This window comes from Pedobacter sp. Leaf132, from assembly GCF_920984695.1.
In the GTDB taxonomy this organism is placed as follows: Bacteria; Bacteroidota; Bacteroidia; order Sphingobacteriales; family Sphingobacteriaceae; genus Pedobacter.
Genome location: NZ_CAKLBO010000009.1, coordinates 64,297 through 90,781, shown reverse-complemented (window position 1 = coordinate 90,781; position 26,485 = coordinate 64,297). Strand labels below are relative to the sequence as shown.

Here is a 26,485-nt window from a genome sequence, read left to right as displayed (position 1 = left end):
TGAGAAGAGCTGCTCAAATATATTTTTTAAATAAATTTTGAATTATGATTTAGTGCTGTAAATTAGTCGGGTGTGTAAATCACAATAATATTTAACCAAATTTTTATACTTAAAAGAGCTTCGAATATGAAAGTATTTTACCTGTTAAAACAGGGGCTTTTGATGCTGTTAGTTTTATCAGCATTAATCGTAAAGGCACAAACCGGATCAATTTCTGGTAAGGTGCTTGATGAAACCGGACAACCATTGCCTGGTGCTTCTATTTTAGTTAAAGGAACTACAAGAAGTACATCAACAGATGCAGATGGTAATTTCAAACTGTCGGGTTTAACAGCAGGTTCCCTAACTTTATCTGTAAGTTTTGTAGGTTACCAAACTATGGATAAAGCTGTAAGTGCTGCAGCAAATACAACTGTTAGTTTTCAGTTGGTGCCCGATGCACAAAAATTAAATGAAGTAGTTGTTATTGGTTATGGTACTGCCGAAAAGAAAAATTTAACTGGGGCAATCACTTCAGTAAGTGCAAAAGATTTTCAGAAAGGTACTATTACAACACCAGAGCAATTAATTCAAGGAAAAGTTGCGGGTGTTAACATCACATCAAATGGCGGTGCCCCAGGTTCGGGTAGCGTAATCAGGATTCGTGGTGGTGCATCTTTAAATGCAAGTAACGATCCGTTGGTTGTTATCGATGGAGTTCCTTTTAGTGGTAATGGAATAGGTAATGCACCAAGTCCTTTATCATTGGTTAACCCTAATGATATTGAAAATATCACAACCCTGAAAGATGCAAATGCTACTGCAATTTACGGTTCAAGAGCATCAAATGGTGTGGTATTGATTACCACTAAAAAAGGTGGTTCTGGTGCGCCTGTTATTAACTTTAACACAAACAATTCAATCGGTACGGTGGCTAAAAAAGTAGATGTATTATCTGCAGATGAAGTTCGTGCTTATGTAAATGCAAATGGTAGTGCTGCTCAAAAAGCATTATTGGGTACTGCAAATACAGATTGGCAAGATGAAATTTACAGAACGGCATTTACAACTGATAATAACCTGAGTATTGCAGGCTCATTTAAAGGTGTTCCTTATCGTGTTTCTGCTGGTTATTTAGATCAAGAAGGTGTTGTTATCAAAAGTGATTTAAAAAGAGCAACCGGTGGTTTAACCATTTCGCCTAAATTCTTTACCGACCATTTAAAAATTGATTTAAGTTTAAAAGGTGCTTTAACAGAATCGCAGTTTCCAAATGATGCTGCTATTAGTAATGCAATTCAATTCGATCCAACTAAACCTGTTTATGCAGCAAATCAATTTGGTGGTTATTATGAATGGATTAACGGAGCAGTTCCAAATCCAAATGCGCCTCGCAACCCTTTGGCTTTAATCGAATTACAAGATAATCAAGGTAGAGCAGCCAGAAGTTTTGGTAATGCTAGGTTCGATTATTCGTTCCACTTTTTACCGGAGTTACACGCTAACTTAAACTTAGGTTATGATGTATCTAAAGGTTATGGATACACCAGAGTACCGATTTTTGCTGCTCAAAGTGCTTCGACACAAGGCTCTTATTCAAACAGAAAAAATATAGAGCGTAATACATTCTCAGAGTTTTACTTAAACTATTCGAAAAATGTAGAAAGCATTAAAAGTAAGTTTGATGTAACAGCAGGTTATGGCTATTACGATATTGCGCAAACAAACTTTAACTATAACTCTTACAGAGGTACTGGCGAGTTATTAACCACTCCTGTATTTCCTTTCTCAGTAGAGCAAAATAAATTGCTTTCTTATTATGGTCGTTTTAACTATACTTTTGATGATAAATATATCTTAAATGGTACCATGAGGGCAGATGCTTCTTCGAAATTCGCTGAAGATAATCGTTGGGGATATTTCCCATCGGTTGGTTTTACCTGGAGAATTATTGGTGAAGATTTCTTAAAAGATAGCAAAGTAGTTTCTGATATGAAACTAAGATTAAGTTATGGTCAAACTGGTAATAAAGATGGTATTGGTAATTATGAATATCTATCGAGATATTATGCTAACACCAATAATGGTCAATATCAGGTTGGAAATACCTTTTACAATTATTATAGCCCGGCTGGATATGATCCTGATTTGAAATGGGAATCTACAACAACATACAATGCAGGTTTGGATTATGGTTTCTTTAAAGGAAGAGTTTACGGTAGTTTAGATGCCTATTACAAAAAAACTAAAGATCTTTTAAGCGTTGTAAACATCCCGGTAGGTACAAACTTTACAAACTTATTAACTACAAATGTTGGTAATATGGAAGTTAAAGGTGCAGAGGCAAGTTTAAACATTATTGCTATTCAAAGCGATAACGTAACCTGGGATTTCGGCTTTAATGCTGCGTATAACAAAAGAAAAATCACCAACTTAACTTTAAATCCTGATCCGGGTTCTAAAGTTAGCGCAGGAGACATTACAGGTGGTACAGGTGTAACACTTAAATATCATGCAGTAAACCAAATGCCAGGTGCTTATTTTGTTTACAAACAAGTTTACAATGCTAACGGAGTTCCATTAGAAGGTGTTTACGCAGATTTAAACTCTGATGGTGTAATTAACACAAGCGATCAATATTTCTATAAATCACCAGATCCGAATTTTACTTTCGGTTTCAATACTTCGTTTACTTTTAAAAAATGGAGTTTCAATACAGTGCTAAGAGCAAACATCGGAAATTATATTTACGATAACGTTTCTTCTAACTTCGGTATCAGAAACAATGTTTTAAGTACACAAGGAATATTAAACAATTCTGGCAGAGATATTTACAATACAAATTTCCAAACCAGCCAATACTTAAGTGATTACTACATTAAAAACGCTTCGTTTTTGAAAATGGATAACGTTGGTTTATCATATAATTTCGGTAAACTTTCTCCTAATGGAAATACTACAATGCGTATCTCGGCAAACTGCCAGAATGTGTTTGTCGTATCTGAGTATAAAGGTATAGACCCAGAGTCGGTTTCAGGTATTGATTACAATTTATACCCTAGACCAAGAACATTCACTCTAGGTTTAAATGTTGGTTTTTAAATAAAAGATAAAGATGAAAAATTCATTTAAAATATTATTAGCATCGGGCGTTTTACTGCTTTCTTTAAATTCTTGTAAGAAAGATGCTTTAAATTTAAAGCCGACTAATGATGCAACTGCTGATGTTGTTTATGCAACGCCTGCAGGTTATAAAAATAGTTTGGTAAAATTATATGCTACATACTCGTTAACTAGTCCATCAGGTTCGGATGCTAGTGATGTAGGTGGTTTAAATGCTGGTTTCGCAGATTTTTTAAGGTTGTTCTGGACTTCGCAAGAGTTAACAACTGATGAAGCCATTTGCGCATGGGGCGATACAGGCATTCCTGAATTAGATTATTCTACACCAAGTGTTGATAATCAGTTTTTAAGAGGTTTGTATTCGAGAAGTATTTTACAAATTACATTTGTAAACGAGTTTCTTCGCGAAAGTACACCAGAGAAATTAGCGAGTCGCAACATTAGCGGTGCTGATGCTACAGCGATTGCTAAATACCGTTCAGAAGCACGTTTTTTACGGGCATATCAATATTGGGTATTAATGGATGCTTTTGGTAATCCACCTTTTGTTACTGAAAATGATGCAATTGGTAAAGTTGCGCCTCAGCAAATTCAAAGAGCTGCTTTATTTAATTATGTAGAGTCTGAGTTAAAAGCAATTGAAGCAGAATTACCTGAGCCACGCAGCGAATATGGTCGTGCTGACAAAGGTGCTGCCTGGGCATTGCTTGCGAGAATTTACTTAAATGCTCAAGTATATTCAGGAACAGCTAAATACACAGAAGCCATTACTTATGCTAGTAAAGTAATAAATGCAGGTTACAAGTTGAAACAAAATTACATGGATTTATTCAGAACGGATAATAATGTAAATAACTTAGAAACCATTTTAAGCATTAATTATGATGGGGTTAATGGTACCAACTACGGAGGTACAACTTTCTTAATTAACGCAGGTATTAACGGCGATATGAATCCAGCATCTTATGGTGTGCCAAATGGTGGTTGGGGTGGTAACAGAACCCGTGCTAATTTGCCTGCTTTATTCCCCGATGCTAATGGTACTTTAGATAAACGTGGTGCTTTCTTTGGTTCAAAAAATGGTATTGATGATATTGGCGTATTTACAGATGGTTTACGTGTTACTAAATTTAAAAACGTAAGTTCAACTGGTGTAACGCCTCCATCATTAAATGGAACATTCAGTTCGTTAGATTTTCCAATTTTCCGTTTAGCTGAGCAATATCTTATTTACGGCGAAGCGGTAATGCGTGGTGGTACCGGTGGTTCAACGGCACAGGCCTTAAATTATGTAAATGAATTACGTACCCGTGCTTATGGAAACGCTTCTGGAAATGTTACGGCATTATCTACAGATTTTTTCCTGGATGAACGTGGTCGTGAATTATACTGGGAAGGTCACCGCCGTACAGATTTAGTGCGTTACGGAAAATACACAGATGGAAGTTATTTATGGCAATTTAAAGGTGGCGTAAAAGCTGGTACAGCATTGCCTGCATATCGCAATTTATATCCGCTGCCAACAGCAGATTTAATTGCTAATCCAAATCTGAAACAAAATACTGGTTATTAATCTCAATCATTCAAAAGATATGAAATCAATTTTCTTAAAATCCTTAGCATTAAGCTTAATCGCTGTATCGCTATGGTCTTGTAAAAAGGATGAAACTAGAGCAGTTGCTACATCAGGTAATGGTGGTGCTTTGCAAGCTTCTGCTACCAATGTAGTATTAGATAAATCAAAACTAACTACAACAGTTGTAACATTTAGCTTAACTGAAGCGAATTTCGGTTATCCGGCAGCAGTTACCAATACCTTACAAATGGCTGCAAAGGGCACTAATTTTGCTGCTCCAAAAGAGGTGTTAATGGATGCAAAAGTTGCTTCTAAAGCTTACAACGGGTTAGATTTTAATAACCTATTACTTGCTTTAGGTATTCCTACCACAACAAATACAGATGTAGAATTCAGAATAAAATCTTCTATTTCTGCAACTGCGGCACCGGTTTACAGTAATGTTGTAACCATAAACACTAAACCTTTCCCATTAACTTCCTGGATTTATGTACCAGGTAATTATCAGGGATGGAATCCTGCAAGTGCAGATAGTTTGGTATCAGTTACCGGTAATGGCGTTTATTCTGGCGTAATTAAATTTGATGGACAGAACTTCAAAATAACACCTGCAAAAAAATGGGATGTTGCTTATGGAAATGCTGGCGGTGGTAAATTAAGTACTTCTGGAGGTGATATCAGTTCTGTTTCTGCAGGATTTAAATTACTTACCGTTGATTTAAACACTTTGGTTTACACTATTGCTGATGCAGATTACTGGTCGATTATTGGAAACGCCATTCCTGGAAGCAACTGGTCTGTAGATACAGATTTAAAAGCTACTAACGATGGTAACAATACATGGACAGCTACTGTAGCATTAACTGCTGGTGAGTTCAAATTCAGAAAAAATCACGATTGGGGAACAAGCATCGGTAACGGTGGTGGCAATATTGTTATTGCAGCTCCTGGTAACTACAAGCTTGTGCTAACGGTTAGTGCCGATGGTAAAGGCGGTACTTACACAGTAACAAAATTATAATTATCAATCCCCTGCAATTTAATTTGCAGGGGATTACTGTTAATTTCCTAAAGCATTTAATATGTTCAGTTCCATTTTACCTAAGGAAACTAATCTTGTTTCAAATTTAAATGCTCAATCTAATTTTCTGGTAACACTGCATCAATCAGTTTCATGCGTGTTCAACAATACTAGAATGAAAAACTCTTTAATATTATTGATAGTACTGTTTTTAAGCACAAATCTTTTTGCTCAAAAATTAGAACGCATTGAGCCGATGTTTTGGTTCTCGGGGATGAAAAACCCTAAATTACAATTGCTTGTTCATGGCGAAAATATCGCTGCAAGTAGCATAAGCCTATCTTATCCGGGTGTAAAACTGGTTAAGATTAACAAAGTTGAAAATCCTAATTACCTTTTTGTCGATTTAGAAGTTTCTGCATCAGCAAAACCGGGTAAATTTCCTATAAATTTTTCTGCCAAAGGCGAAAAACTATTTTCCTATACCTACGAATTAAAAAATCGTGATAAAAGTGCAAACCGCATTCAAGGCGTAACACAAAAAGATTTTATTTACTTATTGATGCCAGACCGTTTTTCGAATGGCGATAAAAGTAATGATGTTGTGCAAGGTTTAGCTGAAACTGCATTAAACCGCGATAGTATGTATTATCGCCATGGCGGCGATTTGCAAGGCGTAATTAATCATTTAGATTATTTAAAAGATTTAGGCATTACAACCGTGTGGATGACCCCCGAAATCGAAAATGATATGGAAAAAGCTTCGTATCATGGTTACGCTGCAACAGACCATTATAAAATAGATCCTCGCTACGGAACAAACGAATTATTTAAAAAGTACGTAGAAACTGCTCATGCCAAAGGCATGAAAGTTATTAAAGATATTGTGCACAATCATATTGGCACCGGACATTGGTTTTTCAAAGATTTACCGATGAAGAATTGGGTGCATCAATGGCCAAAATATACACAAACAAGCTATCGCGACCAAACCGTTATGGATACACATGCTTCTGAAGCAGACCGTAAAAGAATGTTAGATGGTTGGTTTGTACCATCAATGCCAGATTTAAATCAAAACAATCCTTACGTACAAAATTACCTGACGCAAAATCACATCTGGTGGATTGAATATGCAGGAATTGATGGATTGCGTTTAGATACTTATCCATATAACGACCCTGAGTACATGGCAGATTGGGCATTAAAACTAAAAGCTGAATTTCCAAACTTATCTGTATTTGGCGAAACTTTCGTTTCTGGTGTGGCTAATCAAGCATACTTTACTGGCGGCAATACAGTAAATCGTGGTTTTGATACACATTTGCCCGGTATTACCGATATGGCAGTGAAAGAAGGTATTTATGAAGCGCTTAATGGTAAAAACGGCTGGACTGATGGTATTAACCGTTTATATGATGTTGTTGCTCACGATTTCCTTTACAAAGACCCAACATTAAACTGTATTGCTTTGGATAATCATGATATGAGTAGATTTTACTCCGTGGTTAATGAAGATTTTGATAAATATAAAATGGGTATGGCACTTCTGCTAACCATGCGTGGCATCCCGCAAATGTATTACGGAACAGAAATTTTGATGAAAAATTTCTCTAATCCAGATGGTTTGGTGCGTTCTGATTTTCCTGGCGGATGGGAGGGTGATAAAAAGGATAAATTCATCTCCAATGGCAGAACCAATAAAGAAAATGAAGCCTTTAACTATGTTAAAACACTGGCTAACTATCGCAAAAATAGCATGGCTCTGCAAAGTGGTAAATTAATGCAATTTGTTCCGGAGGATGATATTTATGTATATTTTCGTTATAACAATACAGCGAAAGGGACTGTAATGGTTATCTCGAATAATACGGAAAAGGAAAAAACATTAGCTACTGAGAGATTTGCAGAACGTATATCAGGAATATCTACAGCTAAAAACATTATAACCAACCAATCTGTATCAATTAAAGAAATTAAAGTACCTGCAAAAACAACTTTGGTTTTAGAATTAAATTAGTCATTCATTGCCGTTGACTTCAGTCAACGGAATTTAAAAATTACAATGCAACAAACATCTCACATTTCACCTATTACATCACCCATCAAAGCCTGTCTATTCGATTTAGATGGCGTTTTGGTTGATACAGCAGTTTACCATTACAAAGCCTGGAAGCGCCTGGCAAATACCATGGGTTTTGATTTTACTGAAGAACAAAATGAGCAATTGAAAGGGGTAAGTCGCGTTGAAAGCTTAAACAAGATTTTGGCCTGGGGCAAGGTAGAAAAAAGCGATGCAGAGAAAGATGAACTGGCAACTTTAAAAAACAGTTGGTATGTTGATATGATTACCAAAATGACACCATCCGAGGTTTTGCCTGGAACTGTCGATTTTTTAACCGAAATTCATAAAGCAGGTTATAAATTAGCTCTAGGTTCGGCAAGTAAAAATTCAGGAATCATTTTAGAGAGAACAAATCTTGCACATTTCTTTGATGAAATTGTAGATGGTAACATGGTGACTAAATCAAAGCCCGACCCCGAAGTTTTTTTAAAAGGAGCCGAACTTTTAGGTTTCAAACCTGAGGAGTGTGTGGTTTTCGAAGATGCGGTTGCAGGTGTAGAAGCCGCAAAATGTGGCGGTATGAAAGCCATTGGTATTGGCGAAAAAAGTGTACTTACAGATGCAGATGTGGTGGTAAGTGGATTAGATAAATTAACGGTTAAAGATTTAGAAGAATTATAAAAGTATCAGGTATAAAGTAGCAAGTATCAAGTCAGGGTTAACTAAAAATATCCAGTCTCTTGCTTTCTGAAATACACTACTAAAGTTGATATTATAAAGATTATGAAATTAAGGTTTAGGTTAAGTCTTGCTACTTAATACTAACTACTTGATACTAGAATATGAAGAATTACATTAAGGCAGATGAGTGGAACATTATCGAAGAAGGCTTTGATCCACATTTAAATAAAATTTCGGAAAGTATTTTCAGTTTGGGTAATGGCCGAATGGGCCAGCGTGCCAATTTTGAAGAAACTTACACTGGCGAAACTTTGCCTGGAAACTACGTTGCAGGTGTTTACTATCCTGATAAAACCCGTGTTGGATGGTGGAAAAACGGTTATCCTGAATATTTTGCAAAAGTTTTAAATGCGGCAAACTGGGTAGGTATTGAAGTAAAATTAGATGATGAAATTCTGGATTTAGCTACTGCTGAAGTTAGTGATTTTAAACGTGTGCTAAATATGCATGCGGGTGTTTTAGAACGTACATTCACTGCAAAATTAAAAAGTGGCAAAACGGTAAAAGTTAAAGCTAGTCGTTTTTGCAGCATAGCTGATGATGAAGTTGGCGCCATCCGCTACAGCATCACAGCATTAGATTTTGATGGTAAACTAACTTTAACACCGTTTATTGATGGCGATGTTAAAAATCAGGATAGCAACTACGATGAAAAATTCTGGGATATGGTTTCTGATGAAATCACAGGAACAGAAGCTTACATTAAATTAAGAACAAAGAAAACAGAGTTTGAGGTTTGCACCGGAAGCAATATCGAATTGTTCAAAAATGCTGAGAAAGTTACTATCAATCCAGAAGCAGTTCGTAAAGAAAAATTTGTCGGACAAACTTTTTCTGTTGATGTGAAATCGAACGATGAAATTACTTTAGTTAAAATTGCAGCTAATTTATCTTCAGAAAATTACCCAAAAGAAGCACTGCTAAAAGAAGCTAAATCAGTTATCGCGAAAGCAACGGATAAAGGTTTTGATACCTTATTGCAAGAGCAAAGCCAGGCTTGGGCGAGCAAATGGGAAGAAAGTGATATCGTAATTGAAGGTGATGTTTCGGCTCAGCAAGCAATCCGTTTCAATATTTTTCAGTTATTTCAAACCTATACAGGTAAAGACGACAGACTGAATATTGGTCCGAAAGGTTTTACCGGCGAGAAATATGGTGGTTCTACATATTGGGATACCGAAGCATATTGTGTGCCTTTTTACTTAGCTACTGCTCCGCAGGAAGTAAGTAAAAACTTATTAATTTATCGCCACAAACAGCTTGGAAAAGCCATTGAAAACGCAGCTAAATTAGGCTTTTCAGATGGTGCTGCATTGTACCCAATGGTTACCATGAATGGCGAAGAATGCCACAATGAATGGGAAATTACCTTTGAGGAAATTCACCGCAATGGTGCTATTGCTTTTGCCATTTACAATTACATTCGTTATACTGGCGATGAAAGTTATTTATCAGAATATGGTTTGGAGGTTTTAATTGCCATAGCCCGTTTTTGGAAACAACGTGTAAACTGGAGCGGCGAAAAGCAAAAATATGTTATGTTGGGTGTAACTGGTCCGAATGAGTACGAAAACAACGTAAACAACAACTGGTACACCAATTTATTGGCAACATGGTGCATGAAATATGCAACTGAAGCGGCCGAAATTGTAAAAAATCAACAACCAGAAAAATATACAAGCTTGTTAAAAAGCTTAAATTTTGATGATAAAGAATTTGCTGATTGGGCAGATATCATCGAAAAAATGTACTACCCTGAAGATAAAGAACAAGGTATTTTCTTACAGCAAGATGGTTATTTGGATAAAGAGCAAACTTTGGTAAAAGATTTACCTGCAAGCCAAAGACCAATTAATCAGAAATGGAGTTGGGATAGAATTTTGCGTTCGCCATTTATTAAACAAGCAGATGTTTTACAGGGAATATACTTCTTTGAAGAAGATTATGATTTGGAAACCATCAGAAGGAACTTCGATTTTTATGAACCTCGCACTGTTCACGAAAGTTCTTTATCGCCTTGCGTACACAGTATTTTAGCCGCTAAATTAAGTGATGAAGCCCGTGCTTACGAATTTTACTTACGCACAGCCCGTTTGGATTTAGATGATTACAATAACGATACGGAAGATGGTTTGCACATCACCTCTATGGCTGGAACCTGGATGAGTGTTGTGGAAGGATTTGCCGGCATGCGTGTTCGCGATGGCAAATTACAGTTTAATCCTTTCTTGCCAAAACAATGGAAATCGTTCTCGTTTACCATTGGTTTCAGAGGTGCAACTTTAAAGGTTAACATTACAGAAAACGGTATCAACATTAAAAACAATAATGATGTTGAGTTGGAAATTGTAATTAAAAACCACAGTTATAAGTTATCCGGCAACGCCGAAATTGAAGTTAATAACACAGCGTTGGTATGATGAAGGTTGATGGTTTAGAGGTTGAGTGTATAAGGTTTAAACCTCAACCCTTAATAAGTGCAAAGCGTTTTTCGGTTCTAAGCTCATCTCCATTTGAATGGGCTTCGGGTAAGATTTTAGCGTTTTTCATTATCTTTACCATTCTATCTCAATCATCCTTTTCACAAAAAAAGAGTAGAAAAATGAACGATAAACAAATCGTTATATATCAATTGTTACCAAGATTATTCGGAAATAAAAATACTACAAACATCCCTTATGGTACTATAGAGCAAAACGGTTCTGGAAAATTTAATGATATTACCGATAAGGCATTGGATGGCATTAAAGAGTTGCATGCAAATTATGTTTGGTACACCGGTGTAATTGCTCATGCTAGCTTAACTGATTATTCAGCTTATGGAATTAAGGTTGATGATGCCGATGTTGTAAAAGGCAGAGCAGGTTCGCCTTATGCTATTCGCGATTATTATGATGTAAATCCTGATTTAGCGGTTGACGTTAAAAACCGAATGAATGAGTTTGAGGCCTTACTTAAAAGAACTCACGCTAAAAACTTAAAAGTAATTATCGATTTCGTTCCAAATCATGTTGCCAGAAGCTATCATTCTTATGCAAAGCCAAAAAATGTAATTGATTTTGGTGCAAAGGATGATGTTACTAAAGGTTTCAGCACGGCGAACGACTTTTATTATATTCCTGGTAAGCCTTTGGTAGTGCCAACCAACGGGCAAAAAACGCCATTAACTGTTTTGCAGGATGGTAAATTTGATGAAAACCCAGCAAAAGTTACCGGTAATGACGCTTTCACTGCATCGCCAAGATATGACGATTGGTATGAAACCATCAAATTGAATTATGGTGTAGATTATCAAAATGGCAGAAAAGAACACTTCGATCCCATTCCACCGGTGTGGAATAAAATGCGTGATATTTTAGTTTTTTGGGCTAAGAAAGGTGTTGATGGTTTCCGTTGTGATATGGCCGAAATGGTTCCGATTGCTTTTTGGAATTGGGTTATTCCGCAGGTTAAACAAATTAATTCAAACATCATTTTCTTAGGCGAAGCTTATAATCCGCAGGTTTACAAACAATATTTGGAGCAAGGTAAATTCGATTATTTGTATGATAAAGTTGGTTTGTACGATGGCTTGAAACGATTAATTAGAAACGAACCGAATGCAGATGTTGCCGCTATCCGTTATGTATGGCAGAAAGAAAGCGCTGGTTTTGGCAAAAATATGTTGCGCTTTTTAGAAAATCACGATGAAGAACGGATCGCATCAGCAGGATTTGCCGGCAAGGCCGAACTGGCTTTACCTGCAATGGTAGTTTCTGCAACTTTAGGTTCTGGTCCGGTTATGCTTTATTTCGGACAAGAAGTTGGCGAGCCCGGAAAAGGTGCTGAAGGTTTTGGTGGCGATGATAACCGTACTACAATATTTGATTATTGGGGCGTTCCAAATCATCAGAAATGGATGAATGGAGGCTTATTTGATGGTCACAAATTAAATGCTTCGCAACAAAAATTACGGGCATATTATCAACAGCTTTTAAAGGTTACCACACAAAGTGATGCTGTTTTAAATGGCGAAATTTATGATGTGCCTCAATCTGGTAATATGAACAACCGCATGTATGCATTTATTCGCTATTCGGGAAAGCAGCGTTTGTTGGTTGTGGTAAATTTTGATAGAAACCAAACTTTAGAAGCTAATATTGAAATTCCTGACTATGTTTTGAAAGTGAAACATTCATCTCCGGTTACGGATTTATTAACTGATAGAAAATTAAATATTCCGGCAGGAACGAGTATTCCGGTAAAGCTTGAGCCTGTATCGGCACAAGTGATAGAATTTTAAACCAAAAAGCCCAAAGAACGCAAAGATTTTCGCAAAGATTCAAAAGAACAAGCAAGCAGTTTTGCATTCTTCACATCTTTTCACTTTGCATCCTTTGCGGTTAAACAAAACCAGATATAATGAGCTTAAAAACAATATTCGAAAACCCGAAATTAACGCTTGCACAAATCATTAACATGAGTGTTGGTTTTTTCGGAATTCAGTTCGGTTGGGATTTGCAGCGTGCCAACATGGGTCGTATTTACGAAAACCTAGGCGCCAATCCAGACCAGGTACCTTTATTGTTTTTGGCAGCACCTTTAACCGGCCTGCTGGTTCAACCGGTTATAGGTTATTTAAGCGACAGAACCTGGCATCCAAAATGGGGTAGAAGAAGACCATATTTTATGATTGGAGCAATTGTAAGTAGTATTGCTTTAATTTTTATGCCACACAGTAGCGCCTTATGGATGGCTGCTGGTTTGCTTTGGATTTTAGATGTTTTTGGCAATATTGCCATGGAACCTTTCCGTGCTTTTGTTACCGATAAATTACCCGATAGTCAGGTTAATCGTGGTTTTATTATGCAAAGCATGATGATTGGTTTGGGCGGAAGTATTGCATCGGCCTTGCCCTGGTTAATGAATAATGTTTTCGATTTACAAAACACTGCAGAAAAAGGAAACATTCCTGATAATGTTAAATTCTCTTTTTACATCGGCGCATTTTTCTTTTTCGCAGCGGTACTTTGGACGGTTTTTACCACAAAAGAATATCCACCACGCGAAGAAGAACTTACAACGCATAACAATAAAGGCTTTGCAAATGGCGTAAATGAAATTTTTAGCGCTTTAAAAAATATGCCGAAACGCATGCAGGTGGTTTCGTTAGTGCAGTTTTTTACCTGGCCAGGATTATTTTTAATGTGGTTTTATTACACAACTGCTGTTGCCGTAAATGTTTTTGGCGGTAAAGATGCAGCCGACCCGATTTATGCGCAAGGAGCCGATTTCGGAAGTTTAACCTTAGCTTACTATAGCGTAATTACCTTCCTATTCGCTTTGGTTTTACCAAAAATTGCCGATGCTTTAGGCAGGAAAACAACCCATGCATTGTGCTTGCTTTGTGGCGCAATAGGCTTAATCAGCGTAGCCTGGGTACACGATAAAAATATGCTTTATGTATGTATGACAGGTGTGGGCATTGCATGGGCAAGTATTCTTTCTATGCCTTATGCCATGTTAAGCGGTTCATTGCCAAAAGATAAAATTGGAATTTACATGGGTATTTTCAACTTTTTTATCGTGTTACCAGAAATTATTGCATCATTAGGTTTTGGCTGGTTAATGCGTAATGTACTTAATAATGATAGACTTTTAGCCGTTCAGCTAGGTGGAGGATTAATGATTCTCGCTGCTGTGATTTGCTATGTGTTCATCAGAGAACCAAAAAAGACCGATGAAGCTTTAGCTGCAGAATTGGCAATTGAAGAAAATAGATCAGTATAAATAACATTTCGCCATTGCGAGGCACGAAGCAATCTATTTAGTCAGAGAGATTGCTTCGTGCCTCGCAATGACGACCTCCTCCATAAAATTCCCTAACCAAATGAAAAAAATAATCTACCTGCTGTTAATTGTAACGGCATTCAATACGTCCTGCAAAAAATCTTCTACAGATGGCGGCACGGAAACACAAACACCACAACAGCCTTCAACAGATTTACCTGCTGGCGCAAAAGATGGCGTTGCGTTTATCAATAATGGCACATCGGCTATCGTAACACTATTTGCACCGGGTAAAACTTCAGTTTCTTTAATTGGAGAATTTAATGATTGGTCTGCAACTGCTGCTGCAATGAAAAAAACTGCCGATGGCAATACCTGGTGGATTCAAATTGATAACCTAAATCCAAATACAGAATATGCCTATCAGTTTTTTATTGATGGAAAATTAAAAGTAGCCGACCCTTACAGCGAAAAAATACTCGACCCGGATAACGATAAATTTATTTCAGCAAGTGTTTATCCAAATTTAAAAAGTTACCCTACCGGAAAAACAACCGGTAATGTGAGTGTAATGCAAGCAAATCAACCTGTTTACAACTGGAAAAATAATAATTTCGCCCGTCCGGATAAAAACAATCTCGTTATTTATGAAATGCTGATTCGCGATTTCACCACCGAACATAGTTATGCCTCAACATTAACAAAATTAGATTATCTGGTAAACATGGGGATTAATGCAATCGAATTGATGCCAGTAAATGAGTTTGAAGGAAATTTGAGTTGGGGCTACAATCCATCTTTTTATTTTGCAGCCGATAAATATTATGGTACCAAAACAGCTTTACAAAATTTTATTGATGAGTGTCATGGTAAAGGAATCGCAGTGATTTTGGATATGGTTTTAAACCATTCATTTGGTCAGTCGCCTATGGTGCAAATGTATTTTGATGGTGCTAAACCAACTGCAAATAACCCTTGGTTTAATGTTGACGCCAAACACCCTTTTAATGTTGGCTACGATTTTAATCATGAAAATGCGGCAACCAAAAAGTTTTCGAAAGATGTGATGAAATTTTGGATGCAGCAATATAAAATCGATGGTTTTCGCTTCGATTTATCCAAGGGTTTCACACAAACTCAATCTACTGATGATGCAGTTTTTAGAAAATATGATGCCGGGAGAGTGGCTACCTGGAAAGATTATAACAGTTACATTAAAAGTATCGACCCAAATAATTTTTATGTTATTTTAGAACATTTTGCAGAAGAATCTGAAGAAAAAGTATTAGCTGAGGATGGTATGATGCTTTGGAACAATTTGAACTATAACATGAATGAAGCCACAATGGGCTGGTTAGGAAGTTCTGATTTCTCTTATGGTTTTTACGCCAAACATGGTTTTAGCAAAGCTGATGGATTGATAACTTACATAGAAAGCCATGATGAAGAGCGATTGAACTTTAAAAATATCACTTACGGAAACGCATCAGGAAATTACACGATTAATGGAAATCTAGCAACATCACTAAAACGCCAGGAAATGGCTGCGGCATTTTTATTCGCCACACCCGGACCGAAAATGGTATGGCAGTTTGGAGAACTTGGCTATGATGTAAATATCGACTTTAACGGTAGGACCGGAGAAAAACCTATTAAATGGGAATATTTAAATGAGCCAAATCGTAAAGCTTTATATGATGTATATGCTAAATTAATCAAGCTAAAAAGAAATAACTCCATCTTCAATGCGACCAATTCAACTTATAATTTAACCAGTGGGATTAAATATATTAAATTAACTGATGCTTCAAATACAGTGATTGTTGTTGGTAACTTTGATGTTGTAAGCCAAAATGCAAACATAGATTTTGGCGCATCAGGAAACTGGATTGATGCTTTTGGTGGAAGCATAAATTTAACATCCAACACCTATAATGCAACTTTAGCGCCTGGCGAATACCACGTTTTTAGCAAAGTAGCCTTAAAATAGATATCAATATCAGAAAAGTTAAACAACTATATTTTAACGGTTCTGCCAAAAGCAGAACCGTTTTTTTATTGGTAACATTTTCAATGTTTCTTTGAATTGCAAAAGCTTAGTTTGATATTTATAAACCAAACCAAACTTTTAAATGAAATTCAAAATTATACTGTCAGTATGCTTGCTTAGCAGCTATTTTGCAGGTGCACAGCAAACGCCAAAAAGAACTCCGGCTAAAGAAACCACTACAACATCGCAGGTTACCATTAAAGAAGAGCCAAAACCTGTGGGTAATGAAAGAGCAATTAAAGTAGAAAGTACTGTGGTAACCAACCACAGTGTTACTATTGGCGGCAAATCTGTTCCGTACAAAGCAACCACAGGAACTTTACCCGTGTGGGATGAAGATGGAAAGGCAATTGCAGGTTTGTTTTATACATACTACGAAAGAAGTGATGTTCAAAACCGAGATAAAAGACCTTTAGTGATTTCATTTAATGGTGGTCCGGGTTCTGCTTCTGTTTGGATGCATATTGCTTATACTGGTCCGGTGGTTTTAAATATTGATGATGAAGGTTATCCGGTACAACCCTACGGTTATAAAGAAAATCCTTATTCTATTTTAGATGTGGCCGATATTGTTTACATCGACCCTGTAAATACCGGTTACTCAAGAGCGGTGAGCAAAGATATTCCGGGTAGTAAATTTTTTGGCGTAAGGGCTGATATTAAATATTTAGCCGAATGGATTAACACCTTTGTAACCAGAAATAACCGTTGGGCATCGCCTAAATTTTTAATTGGCGAAAGTTATGGTACTACACGTGTTTCCGGACTTGCTTTAGAACTTCAGAACAATCAATGGATGTATTTAAATGGCGTAGTTTTAGTTTCGCCGACCGAACTAGGCATTGAACGCGGCGGACCAGTTGAGGCGGCTCTGCGTTTGCCTTATTTTGCGGCTACTGCATGGTACCACAAAGCTTTGCCTGCAGATTTACAATCGAAAGATTTAACGGCAATGCTGCCCGAAGTAGAGCAGTTTACAATTAACGAAGTTATTCCGGCAATTTCTCAGGGTGCAATGTTAGGCGCCGAAAAGAAAAAATCAATAGCAGCTAAAATGGCTCGCTACTCAGGTATTTCTGAAAAGGTTTTTATCGATTATAATCTCGATGTGCCAACCAATTTCTTTTGGAAAGAACTTTTAAGAGATAAAGGTTTCACCGTTGGTCGTTTAGATTCTCGCTACAAAGGCGTTGATAAAATGGCTGCAGGCGATGGTCCGGATTATAATGCCGAACTAACTTCATGGTTACATTCGTTTACGCCTGCTATAAATATGTACCTCAGAAATGAGCTGAATTACAAAACCGATTTAAAGTATAATATGTTTGGCTCTGTGTACCCATGGGATAATTCTGGCGATAAAACCGGAGATAACTTACGCCAGGCAATGGCCCAGAATCCTTTTCTACATTTGTTGGTTCAATCGGGTTATTACGATGGCGCCTGCGATTATTTTAATGCAAAATATAGCATGTGGCAATTAGATGCTGCGGGCAAACTGCAAGATAGGATGAGCTGGGAAGGTTACCGTAGCGGGCACATGATGTACCTGCGAAAAGATGATTTAAAAACCTCAAACGAACATGTTCGCGAGTTTATAAAGAAGGCATTGCCAAAGGCAGGCGAGGCGGCTAAATTTTAGATCAGGATTTTTAAGGATTAATGGATTTTCAGGATCATATAGATTAAAATTAAATCTGCGAAAATCTGAGAGAAAATCTATTAAAATAATTTGAAGCGCAAAAACAGTACAACTATTAATCGTTCGTCCTGCTTTGCGCTTCAATCTTTTTGTCATTGTTACACTTAGTCTGTCCGCTACTGCACCAAAAAGTATTTCCGCTGCAATCAGGGCTATTTTACATAGGCTTTTGAAAGTAAAACCTCTCATAGTTGTAAAGACTTTTGTAATCTAAACCTGATTGTACGAATCCCGATTCTTCATCGGGAGCAGGGAAAGCAGGACAGAACCTAAGTATTTGGCAGTGCAATTGCTTTTCAAAAAATTATTTAAATTGAAGCGCTTTTGCTTCTTCTAAATAAATTATGAGTGTTAATAAAACACTAACTATCGCAAACTAAAAATAAATACTTATTTTTGCTGTCCAATTATGCAGCAAATAAAAACATCATTCGATTTTGAGAAACCTATTGCCGATTTAGTTCAGCAGATAGAAAAGGTTAAACAAGTTGCCGAAAAGACTAAGGTAGATATGTCTGCCACTTTAGATGAACTTGATGGCAAATTAGATGAAACCACAAATAATCTATATAAAAATTTAACCGGCTGGAATAAGGTTCAAATGAGCCGTCATCCGGATAGGCCTCAAACCCTGGATTATATCAATATGATTTGCGATGATTTTATCGAACTTCATGGCGATAGAACCGTTAAAGACGATAAAGCAATTATAGGTGGTTTTGCAACAATTAACGGACAAACCGTAATGGTTATTGGGCACCAAAAAGGTAAAAATACTAAAGAGCGCCAGTTTCGTAATTTTGGTATGGCCAACCCTGAAGGTTATCGCAAAGCTTTACGTTTAATGCGTTTGGCAGAAAAGTTTAACAAACCTGTTATTTCTTTTATCGATACGATGGGTGCTTACCCTGGTTTAGAGGCAGAAGAACGTGGTCAAGGTGAAGCCATAGCAAGAAACTTACTTGAAATGTCTATTTTAAGAGTGCCGATAATTTGCGTTGTAGTAGGCGAAGGTGCATCTGGTGGTGCTTTAGGTATTGGTATTGGCGATAAAGTTTACATGTTAGAGCATACCTGGTATTCGGTTATTTCTCCTGAATCTTGCTCATCTATTTTATGGAGAAGCTGGGATTTTAAAGAGAAAGCTGCCGAATGTCTTAAATTAACATCTGATGATATGTTTGGTAATAAACTTATCGATGGAATTATTCCTGAACCTTTGGGTGGTGCACATCAAGACCCTGAATTGATGGGACAAACGCTTAAAGATTATCTTTTAAAAGATTTAGCCGCTTTGGGAAAAATTAAAACAGATAAACTTATTGAACAAAGAATAAATAAGTTCTGCGAAATGGGACTTGTAAACGAATAAAATTTAATCTTCTTTAAATTAAACCTGCTTAAATTAAGTAGGTTTTTTTGTGGCTTAGACTTATGAAGTTTTTCGGGCGGTTTTTTCAAACCTCCTCGTCATGCTGAATTTTTCATTTTGGTTTATTGTTATTTGAATTGTATTCAAGAGGGCTTCTCCGTTTATTTCCATATCCTAGAGCGTTAAAGACTAAGTTAGACTTACCAAATTTATCTCTGCATTTGTTTATAAACTTCGTAACTCATGCATCGTAAAAGTAAGCTGTTTCAAAAGGGTTTGTTTTATATTATTATAGAACTCTTCCTTACATTATCGTCATTCCCGCGAAGGTGGGAATCTTAAAGCGTAATAATATATAATATGCATTACGATGCCTAGTCGAGCTGAGCATGACGAAAAAACAAAACAAATTTTATCACCTTTATCGATTTCTATCTGTTAGTGGGTCTCAACGAATCTTATAAAAACAAAAAGCAGTTACAAATTAATGCAACTGCTTTAAAATTTTTGAAATTTATAGAACCTTACTCGGTTGGTTGCTGACCGAAATATCTGCTAAATCTTCCTTCTAAAGCGGTAAACTGACGCTCTAATTGTGCGCTAACTTTAGTTTGCCCTAATGCTTTAGAAGTTTTAACCATCTTATCTAAATAATATAAGCCAGTTTGGATATTCTGCATACCGGTAAGGTTAGATTTTGAATCAGAAACATCGGCTAAATAAGTTAATTCTTTAGTGATGTAATCGCCCGATTTCATTAAAATATCGTTAGCCCTTACATTTTCGCCTAGCTTATATAAATTTTCGGCCATGTAATACTTTACCACAACAGTACGAATGCCGTAGAACTTATCTGGCATTACTTCAAAATATTTGTTTACTACTTTTTTAGCTTCATCAACTTTGCCTTCTTTAATTAAGCTTCCGGCTAAACTGCTGAAAACGTTTGTGAAAATGAAAGTATCATCAGATGATTGTGGATCTAAGTATTTGGCTGTTTTCATATTGCCCCACTTAAATTTTTCCATTACATTTTTGTAAAGTACCGGTGTATTTAATAGTTCTGCTCTTTCATCACCAGATGTAGTATCTGCTTTTAAAGGCAGTAATCTCAATGCTAAACCTTCATTGTACAAATATTTATCTAAGCCATTGTATTGCTCAGAAGGTACAGTTGAAGCAAAATAAATCGGGCGTTTCCAGTTGTTATGTGCTAAAATATCGAACATAGCTAAAGTGCCTTTGGTTACATAGCCTTTGTTAAACTTCCACTCCATAGCAGGCGTAATTTTATCTGCTTCGGCTGCAGGCACAGTTCCTGTGCTAATCACTTCCTGTGGGTTTATGGTTAATTTGAAATTCTTTGTTGGTAAGAAGTTTGATTTTGTTCCATCCTGCATGGCAACTTTATCATCAGCACTATCAGATAGCAATAAATCTACTACATTTTTAAGCTCAACACTACCAGCAATTTTGTAATCATCATAAGGCATCACATCGCGTTCGCCTTGTACAAACTGCGATTCTTTCATCGAAATTGGTAACGGCTCTGAATCGTTTTGCTTTTGTTTCATGCCGTTAATGTACCAATCGGTATCAAACAAGCTTAAATTTACAATACGCACATCCGGACGAACTTTCTCAACTTCCTGAATGTACCAAAGTGGATAAGTATCGTTATCACCATAGGTGAAAATAATGGCGTTTGGCGCACAAGACTGCAAATAATCGTAAGCAATATCGTGTGCAACAAGTTTAGTGGAACGATCGTGATCATCCCAACCTTGCTGAGCCATAATAATTGGCGCTGCAAATAAGCCGATAACTGTTGCTGCGATGGCTCCGGTTGCTGGTGTTAGCTTTTTGAAAAGCCATTCCTTTAAGGCGAGTACGCCCAAACCTATCCAAATGGCAAAGGCATAAAATGAGCCTACATAAGCATAATCACGCTCACGAGGTTCTAAAGGCTTTTGATTTAAGTACAAAACGATTGCAATACCCGTAAAGAAGAATAATAAACCAACTACACCTGCATCTTTTTGATTACGTTGGAAATGCCAAACGGCGCCTAATAAGCCAATTATCAATGGTAAAAAGAAAAATCTGTTGTAAGCTTTATTATCAACTGTTGATGGCGGCAAATTCGTTTGGTTACCATGCCAAATTGCATCAATAGGTTTTACGCCACTTAAAGAAGTGCCTTCAAAACCACTTCCCTGGCCTTGCTCATCATTCTGGCGGCCAATAAAATTCCAGCCAAAATAACGTAAGTACATATAGCCAATTTGATAGCTGAATAAGAAACCAACATTATCTATGGTATTTGGTTTTTTGTTTGGATCTAGATGCATCCATTCTTTGTAGAAATCAGCATGGCGTTGGTCATCACTGTACATTCGTGGTAAAAATGTATTATCGCTGTATTGATAATCAGTTTTTTGACCAGCAGATTCATATTTCTCAGCGCCTTTTCTGTAAATCGTTTTGCCTTGCTCTACACCAATACGTTCAGAGTTGTAGTTTGGTCCAAAAACCAATGGCCTGTCGCCGTATTGTTCACGGTTTAGGTAGCTTAAAAATGAGAAAGCATCTTTAGGAGCACTGTTATTTAAGTTCGGGTCTGCTTTTGCTCTGATAATAATCATTGCGAAAGAAGCATAACCAAATATGATTAAAACTGTAGAAATCAACCCTAGGTTTAAAAGCTTTTTTTGATGTTGAATAGAATATCTTATACCCCAAACCAATAAGCCAATAACAATTAATGCAAAAAATAATACACCGGTTCCAAAGCCTAAACCTAATGTATTTACAAAGAATAAATCAAAGTATGCACCGAAAGAAACTAAGTATTGGATAATACCGTATTGAATTATACCTAATATTAAAATCCCAACAAATAAAGTTTTTATAATGCCTGATGTAGTAACTTTTTCAGCTCTTTTGAAGTAATAAATAAATGCAATTGCAGGGACAGTTAATAAGTTTAATAAGTGGATACCTATTGATAAACCCATTATGTAAGCAATAAAAAGTAACCATCTGTCTGCTCTAGGCTCATCTGCATGAGACTCCCATTTTAAAATGCCCCAAAATACAATTGCGGTAAATAATGATGATTGCGCATAAACCTCAGATTCTACAGCTGAAAACCAGAAACTATCAGAAAAAGTATAAGCTAATGCACCCACAATACCGGCACCCATAATGCTATATAGGTTTGCCGTAGAAACTTCTTCGCCAGCTTTTACCAGCGTTTTCTTTGCTAAAGCTGTAATGGTCCAGAATAGAAATAGGATAGTTGCAGCACTTGCTATTGCTGAGCCAATATTCATCCAATAAGCTACCTTAGTTAAATCGCCGAAAGCAAAAACGCCAAAAAATCTTTGAATCATTAAAAATAATGGCGCACCTGGTTGGTGAACAACTTGCATTTTTAATGCCGAAGCGATAAACTCACCGCAATCCCAGAAACTAACAGAAGGCTCTAAGGTTAAAACGTAAGTTATTGTCGCAATTAAAAAGCAGATCCAGCCTACTATATTATTTACTTTTGAATAATTCATTGGTTTTTGATAATGGATAATTAAATGTTACTGTGCATAAAAATGCTGCCGAAATTAATTAATATAGTCGATAAATGAGGAAATTCTCTTATTGTTTTTACATATTTTAACGGTTTAACAATTTGTTTGGTTCTAAATTCGACTACGGCGGTAATTATAAACAACAAAACCCATCCGCTCTATTTAGGAAAAGATGGGTTTTATTTTGTTAACATCTTTTGCTTATCCAGTAAAATACGGTGCAAATCTGTTAACTAATTGGTTATATTGTTTTTCCAACTTATTGCTTAAATCTTCCTGATTATAGTTGTGCGCAAGTTTTACCATTTCACCAAGGTAAGTTAAATAGCTTTGAATCTCCCTTTGGTTAGTTAGTTTATTCTTACTTTCAGAAACATCTGCAAGGTAATTCAACTCCCTTGTCATGTAATCTGCAGATTTCTTAATAAAAGCATTCGCCCGGTTTAAATCATTTAGGCGATATAAATTTTGGGTAAAATAAAACGAACTCAATACATGGCGCATGCTGTAAAACTTAGCTGGCATCACCTCATAATATTTCTCTATAACTTTTTTGCTTTCAGTAATTTTGTTCTCTGTAATTAACTCGCCAATTATTCCATTAAACATATTTGTAAACATGGCTACATCATCGGCTGATTGTCTATCTAAATGGTTTGCATTTTTAATGTTGCCCCACTTATAAGTATTTAACATGTTATTTAAGTAAGGTTTTACATTTACCTGCTCATAAATTTCGGTTTTTGAAGTATCTGGATTTAACGGAAGCAATCTTAAATTTAATCCCTCGGTATATAAATACCTGTCTAAACCGATATACTGTTCATCGGGCATAGCATTAGTGAAATAAATTGGCCTTTTCCAATCGTTATGCGTTAAAATATCCAATAGCGCAAGGTTGCCTTTCGTAATATATTGGTCTTTGTAAGTCCATTCCATACTAGCTGCAATTTTACCGGCATCTTCCACAGGCACCGTTCCGGTATCTAAAACATCTTTTTTATTTACCGTAATTTTAAAGTTTTTAGTCGGAAGAATATTTGCTTTTGAACCATCCTGCAAGGTGACTTTATCTTCATCATTATCAGATAATAACACTTCTAATATTTGTTTTAGCTCGATGTTTTGAGCAATTTTAAAATCCTGATAGTACATCACTTCTCTTGTGCCTTCGGCATATTGTTCGGGCTTCATTGTAATTGGTAAAGCTGCAGATTCATTTTGCTTTTTGCGCAAGCCATCTATAGTCCAATCAAAATTTAACAAACTTAAATTTACAACTCTTACATCGGGGCGAATGTGCTCAACCTCTTGTGCATACCAAACCGGAAAGGTATCATTATCACCATAGGTGAATAAAATGGCATTTGGAGCGCAAGATTTTAAATAATTTGCCGAAATGTCTTTTGCCAGATAACTATCCGAACGGTTGTGGTCATCCCATCCTTGGCTCGCCATAATTACTGGTGCCGCTATTAAGCAAATTGCCGATGCGAATATCGCAGCTTTTCTTGGCTTAAGTTTCTTGAATATCCATTCCTTTAAGCCGATAACACTTAAACCAATCCAAATGGTAAAGGCATAAAATGAACCTACATAGGCATAATCTCGCTCGCGGGGCTCGATAGGAACAGAGTTTAGGTATAAAACAATGGCTACACCTGTAAAGAAAAATAGCAATCCAATAACGCCTGCATGCTTTTGATTTCGTTTAAAGTGCCAGGTTGCACCAATCAAGCCTAAAATCAATGGCAAAAAGAAAAACCTGTTATATGCCTTATTATCTACAATTGATGGAGGTAGATTTTTCTGATTACCTAAACGAATCGCATCAACTGGTTTAACGCCGCTTAGCCAACCGCCACCATTTTCACCAAGCTGGCCATCAATGTTATTTTGCCTTCCAACAAAATTCCACATAAAATACCTCATGTACATGTGCCCGGCCTGAAACGAGAACATGTACTTCAGGTTATCCATTAAGGTTGGTATATGTGTATCATCAAAACCCATCCAGTTTTTATAGAAATTAATGTGTTCAGCTTTGTCGCTGTACATTCTTGGTATTGGCGTAGTTTTTTCAAAAATGTATTTGGAGTTGCTACCAGCTGATTCATATTTGCCGTTATTTCCTTTTCGATAAAGTTTTTCGGTTTCCTTTAAATCGACTTTTTGTGTATTATAATTTTCTCCAAATAGCAATGGTCTGCCGCCGTATTGCGCTCTGTTTACATATTTAAGGAAGGAGAATGCATTATCGGGGTTAGTATTATTAAGGTTTGGTTTGGCCTGTGCTCTAATAATTAATAAGGAAAATGAGCTATATCCGAAAATTAAAAGAACTGTGGATATCAAAGCAAGATTTAAAACCTTTTTATTGTTTTTTATAGAATATCTGATGGCAGCAAGTAATCCACCAATTAATAAAAATGCAAAAAACAGAACTCCTGAGCCAAAACCTAATCCCATTTTATTTACAAAAAATAAATCAAAATTAGCTGCTGTTAAAACCATATATTGAATTATCCCATATTGAACAAAAGCTAGAATTAAAATGGAAACAGCAAAAGTTTTTAGAATCCCTTTAGTGTTTGGATTTGGGTTTTTACGGAAATAATAAACAAATATCACCGCAGGGATAACCAGTAAATTTAATAAATGTACACCGATTGATAAACCGATGATGTATGCAACAAATGCAAGCCATCTATCTGCCCGAGGTTCTTCGGCTTTAGCTTCCCACTTTAGGATGCCCCAGAGTGCCACAGCTGTACATAGCGAAGACATGGCGTAAACTTCTGCTTCTACTGCCGAAAACCAAAAACTATCAGAAAAAGTATAGGCTAATGCTCCGGTTAAACCTGCACCAACAATGGTTATGATTTCTGAAAAGCTTATAACCTTATTGTTCTTAATAAGTATTCGTTTCGCTAATGCCGTAATTGTCCAAAACAGAAACATAATAGTGGCAGCACTTGCAAGTGCCGATGCAACGTTCATAAAATAGGCAACCTTGCTATTATCACCAAAGGATAGGGTTGAAAATAACTTTTGAATCATAGAAACTAGTGGTGCTCCGGGTTGATGAACCACTTCTAAACGGAAGGCTGAAGCAATAAATTCGCCGCAATCCCAAAAACTTACTGAAGAATCTAGCGTTAAAATGTAGGTAGTTGCGGCAATAAAAAAGCACAGCCAGCCCATCAAGTTGTTAATTCTGGAATAATTCATAGTTGGATTATTGGTTGATATTAAATTAGTTATAGGTTTTTAACCTAAAAAGTCGGGTTTTAAATAAAAATGTTGCACGCACAGCGAATATTTTTTTGAAAAAATAAAAGATGAAGAAAAATGATTTTTTTTGAAAACACTCTTGCATAATTAAAATATGCTTCCTACATTTGCATTCCCAATCGGGGAGTTAAGTTCTCGATTAGTAGTTTGTCCGATAGTATAAGGGTAGTACGACAGTTTTTGGTACTGTTTGTCTTGGTTCGAAT

General features: G+C 36.5%; 13 protein-coding genes. 11 read left to right on the top strand and 2 right to left on the bottom strand.

The features are described 5' to 3' along the window. Nucleotides 1–126 precede the first annotated feature (126 nt). From LUA86_RS15425 to LUA86_RS15375, 11 genes are all read left to right on the top strand, one after another. Nucleotides 127–3,081 carry a TonB-dependent receptor gene (locus LUA86_RS15425; RefSeq protein ID WP_231464318.1) on the top strand — a complete coding sequence of 985 codons (2,955 nt, stop codon included), beginning with the start codon at nucleotides 127–129 and terminating at the stop codon, nucleotides 3,079–3,081. A gap of 13 nt (nucleotides 3,082–3,094) precedes the next feature. Then, nucleotides 3,095–4,675 carry a RagB/SusD family nutrient uptake outer membrane protein gene (locus tag LUA86_RS15420; protein ID WP_231464317.1) on the top strand — a complete coding sequence of 527 codons (1,581 nt, stop codon included), beginning with the start codon at nucleotides 3,095–3,097 and terminating at the stop codon, nucleotides 4,673–4,675. A 19-nt stretch (nucleotides 4,676–4,694) separates the two neighbouring features. Next, on the top strand, nucleotides 4,695–5,699 hold the full coding sequence (locus LUA86_RS15415; protein ID WP_231464314.1) for a SusE domain-containing protein: 1,005 nt from the start codon (nucleotides 4,695–4,697) through the stop codon (nucleotides 5,697–5,699). Nucleotides 5,700–5,874: 175 nt separating this feature from the next. Next, nucleotides 5,875–7,719 (top strand): glycoside hydrolase family 13 protein, encoded by a 1,845-nt coding sequence (locus LUA86_RS15410; RefSeq protein WP_231464312.1) that lies wholly within the window; start codon nucleotides 5,875–5,877, stop codon nucleotides 7,717–7,719. A 45-nt stretch (nucleotides 7,720–7,764) separates the two neighbouring features. After that, the gene (gene pgmB / locus LUA86_RS15405; RefSeq protein ID WP_231464310.1) at nucleotides 7,765–8,445 is read left to right on the top strand and encodes a beta-phosphoglucomutase; all 681 of its coding nucleotides are present in this window, start codon (nucleotides 7,765–7,767) and stop codon (nucleotides 8,443–8,445) included. 161 nt (nucleotides 8,446–8,606) lie between these two features. Continuing rightward, nucleotides 8,607–10,925: a glycoside hydrolase family 65 protein gene (locus LUA86_RS15400; protein ID WP_231464306.1), complete on the top strand. Its 2,319-nt coding sequence runs from the start codon at nucleotides 8,607–8,609 to the stop codon at nucleotides 10,923–10,925. Beyond that, the gene (locus LUA86_RS15395) at nucleotides 10,922–12,787 is read left to right on the top strand and encodes an alpha-amylase family protein (protein WP_231464304.1); all 1,866 of its coding nucleotides are present in this window, start codon (nucleotides 10,922–10,924) and stop codon (nucleotides 12,785–12,787) included. The genes LUA86_RS15400 and LUA86_RS15395 overlap by 4 nt, the downstream gene beginning before the upstream one ends. A 119-nt stretch (nucleotides 12,788–12,906) precedes the next feature. Then, nucleotides 12,907–14,274, top strand: a complete 1,368-nt coding sequence (locus LUA86_RS15390; protein WP_231464303.1) for an MFS transporter — start codon at nucleotides 12,907–12,909, stop codon at nucleotides 14,272–14,274. Nucleotides 14,275–14,374: 100 nt separating this feature from the next. Further along, nucleotides 14,375–16,264 (top strand): alpha-amylase family glycosyl hydrolase, encoded by a 1,890-nt coding sequence (locus LUA86_RS15385; RefSeq protein WP_231464301.1) that lies wholly within the window; start codon nucleotides 14,375–14,377, stop codon nucleotides 16,262–16,264. 142 nt (nucleotides 16,265–16,406) lie between these two features. Then, nucleotides 16,407–17,966 (top strand): S10 family peptidase, encoded by a 1,560-nt coding sequence (locus tag LUA86_RS15380; protein WP_231464299.1) that lies wholly within the window; start codon nucleotides 16,407–16,409, stop codon nucleotides 17,964–17,966. Nucleotides 17,967–18,435: 469 nt separating this feature from the next. After that, nucleotides 18,436–19,398: an acetyl-CoA carboxylase carboxyltransferase subunit alpha gene (locus tag LUA86_RS15375; protein ID WP_231464297.1), complete on the top strand. Its 963-nt coding sequence runs from the start codon at nucleotides 18,436–18,438 to the stop codon at nucleotides 19,396–19,398. A 524-nt stretch (nucleotides 19,399–19,922) separates the two neighbouring features. On the opposite strand, the gene LUA86_RS15370 is transcribed toward LUA86_RS15375, so the two are convergent. Both LUA86_RS15370 and LUA86_RS15365 read right to left on the bottom strand, forming a co-directional pair. Continuing rightward, nucleotides 19,923–22,964 carry a DUF2723 domain-containing protein gene (locus LUA86_RS15370; RefSeq protein WP_231464295.1) on the bottom strand — a complete coding sequence of 1,014 codons (3,042 nt, stop codon included), beginning with the start codon at nucleotides 22,962–22,964 and terminating at the stop codon, nucleotides 19,923–19,925. Between the two features lie 222 nt (nucleotides 22,965–23,186). Continuing rightward, entirely contained in the window at nucleotides 23,187–26,216 is a 3,030-nt protein-coding gene (locus LUA86_RS15365; RefSeq protein WP_231464293.1) for a DUF2723 domain-containing protein, read from the bottom strand. Nucleotides 26,217–26,485: the final 269 nt, after the last annotated feature.

Coding starts and splice junctions, on each gene's coding strand:
- LUA86_RS15425 (WP_231464318.1), top strand. CDS start 127: ATGAAAGTATTTTACCTGTTAAAACAGGGGCTTTTGATGCTGTTAGTT.
- LUA86_RS15410 (WP_231464312.1), top strand. CDS start 5,875: ATGAAAAACTCTTTAATATTATTGATAGTACTGTTTTTAAGCACAAAT.
- LUA86_RS15385 (WP_231464301.1), top strand. CDS start 14,375: ATGAAAAAAATAATCTACCTGCTGTTAATTGTAACGGCATTCAATACG.
- LUA86_RS15390 (WP_231464303.1), top strand. CDS start 12,907: ATGAGCTTAAAAACAATATTCGAAAACCCGAAATTAACGCTTGCACAA.
- LUA86_RS15400 (WP_231464306.1), top strand. CDS start 8,607: ATGAAGAATTACATTAAGGCAGATGAGTGGAACATTATCGAAGAAGGC.
- pgmB (WP_231464310.1), top strand. CDS start 7,765: ATGCAACAAACATCTCACATTTCACCTATTACATCACCCATCAAAGCC.
- LUA86_RS15415 (WP_231464314.1), top strand. CDS start 4,695: ATGAAATCAATTTTCTTAAAATCCTTAGCATTAAGCTTAATCGCTGTA.
- LUA86_RS15395 (WP_231464304.1), top strand. CDS start 10,922: ATGATGAAGGTTGATGGTTTAGAGGTTGAGTGTATAAGGTTTAAACCT.
- LUA86_RS15375 (WP_231464297.1), top strand. CDS start 18,436: ATGCAGCAAATAAAAACATCATTCGATTTTGAGAAACCTATTGCCGAT.
- LUA86_RS15380 (WP_231464299.1), top strand. CDS start 16,407: ATGAAATTCAAAATTATACTGTCAGTATGCTTGCTTAGCAGCTATTTT.
- LUA86_RS15365 (WP_231464293.1), bottom strand. CDS start 26,216: ATGAATTATTCCAGAATTAACAACTTGATGGGCTGGCTGTGCTTTTTT.
- LUA86_RS15370 (WP_231464295.1), bottom strand. CDS start 22,964: ATGAATTATTCAAAAGTAAATAATATAGTAGGCTGGATCTGCTTTTTA.
- LUA86_RS15420 (WP_231464317.1), top strand. CDS start 3,095: ATGAAAAATTCATTTAAAATATTATTAGCATCGGGCGTTTTACTGCTT.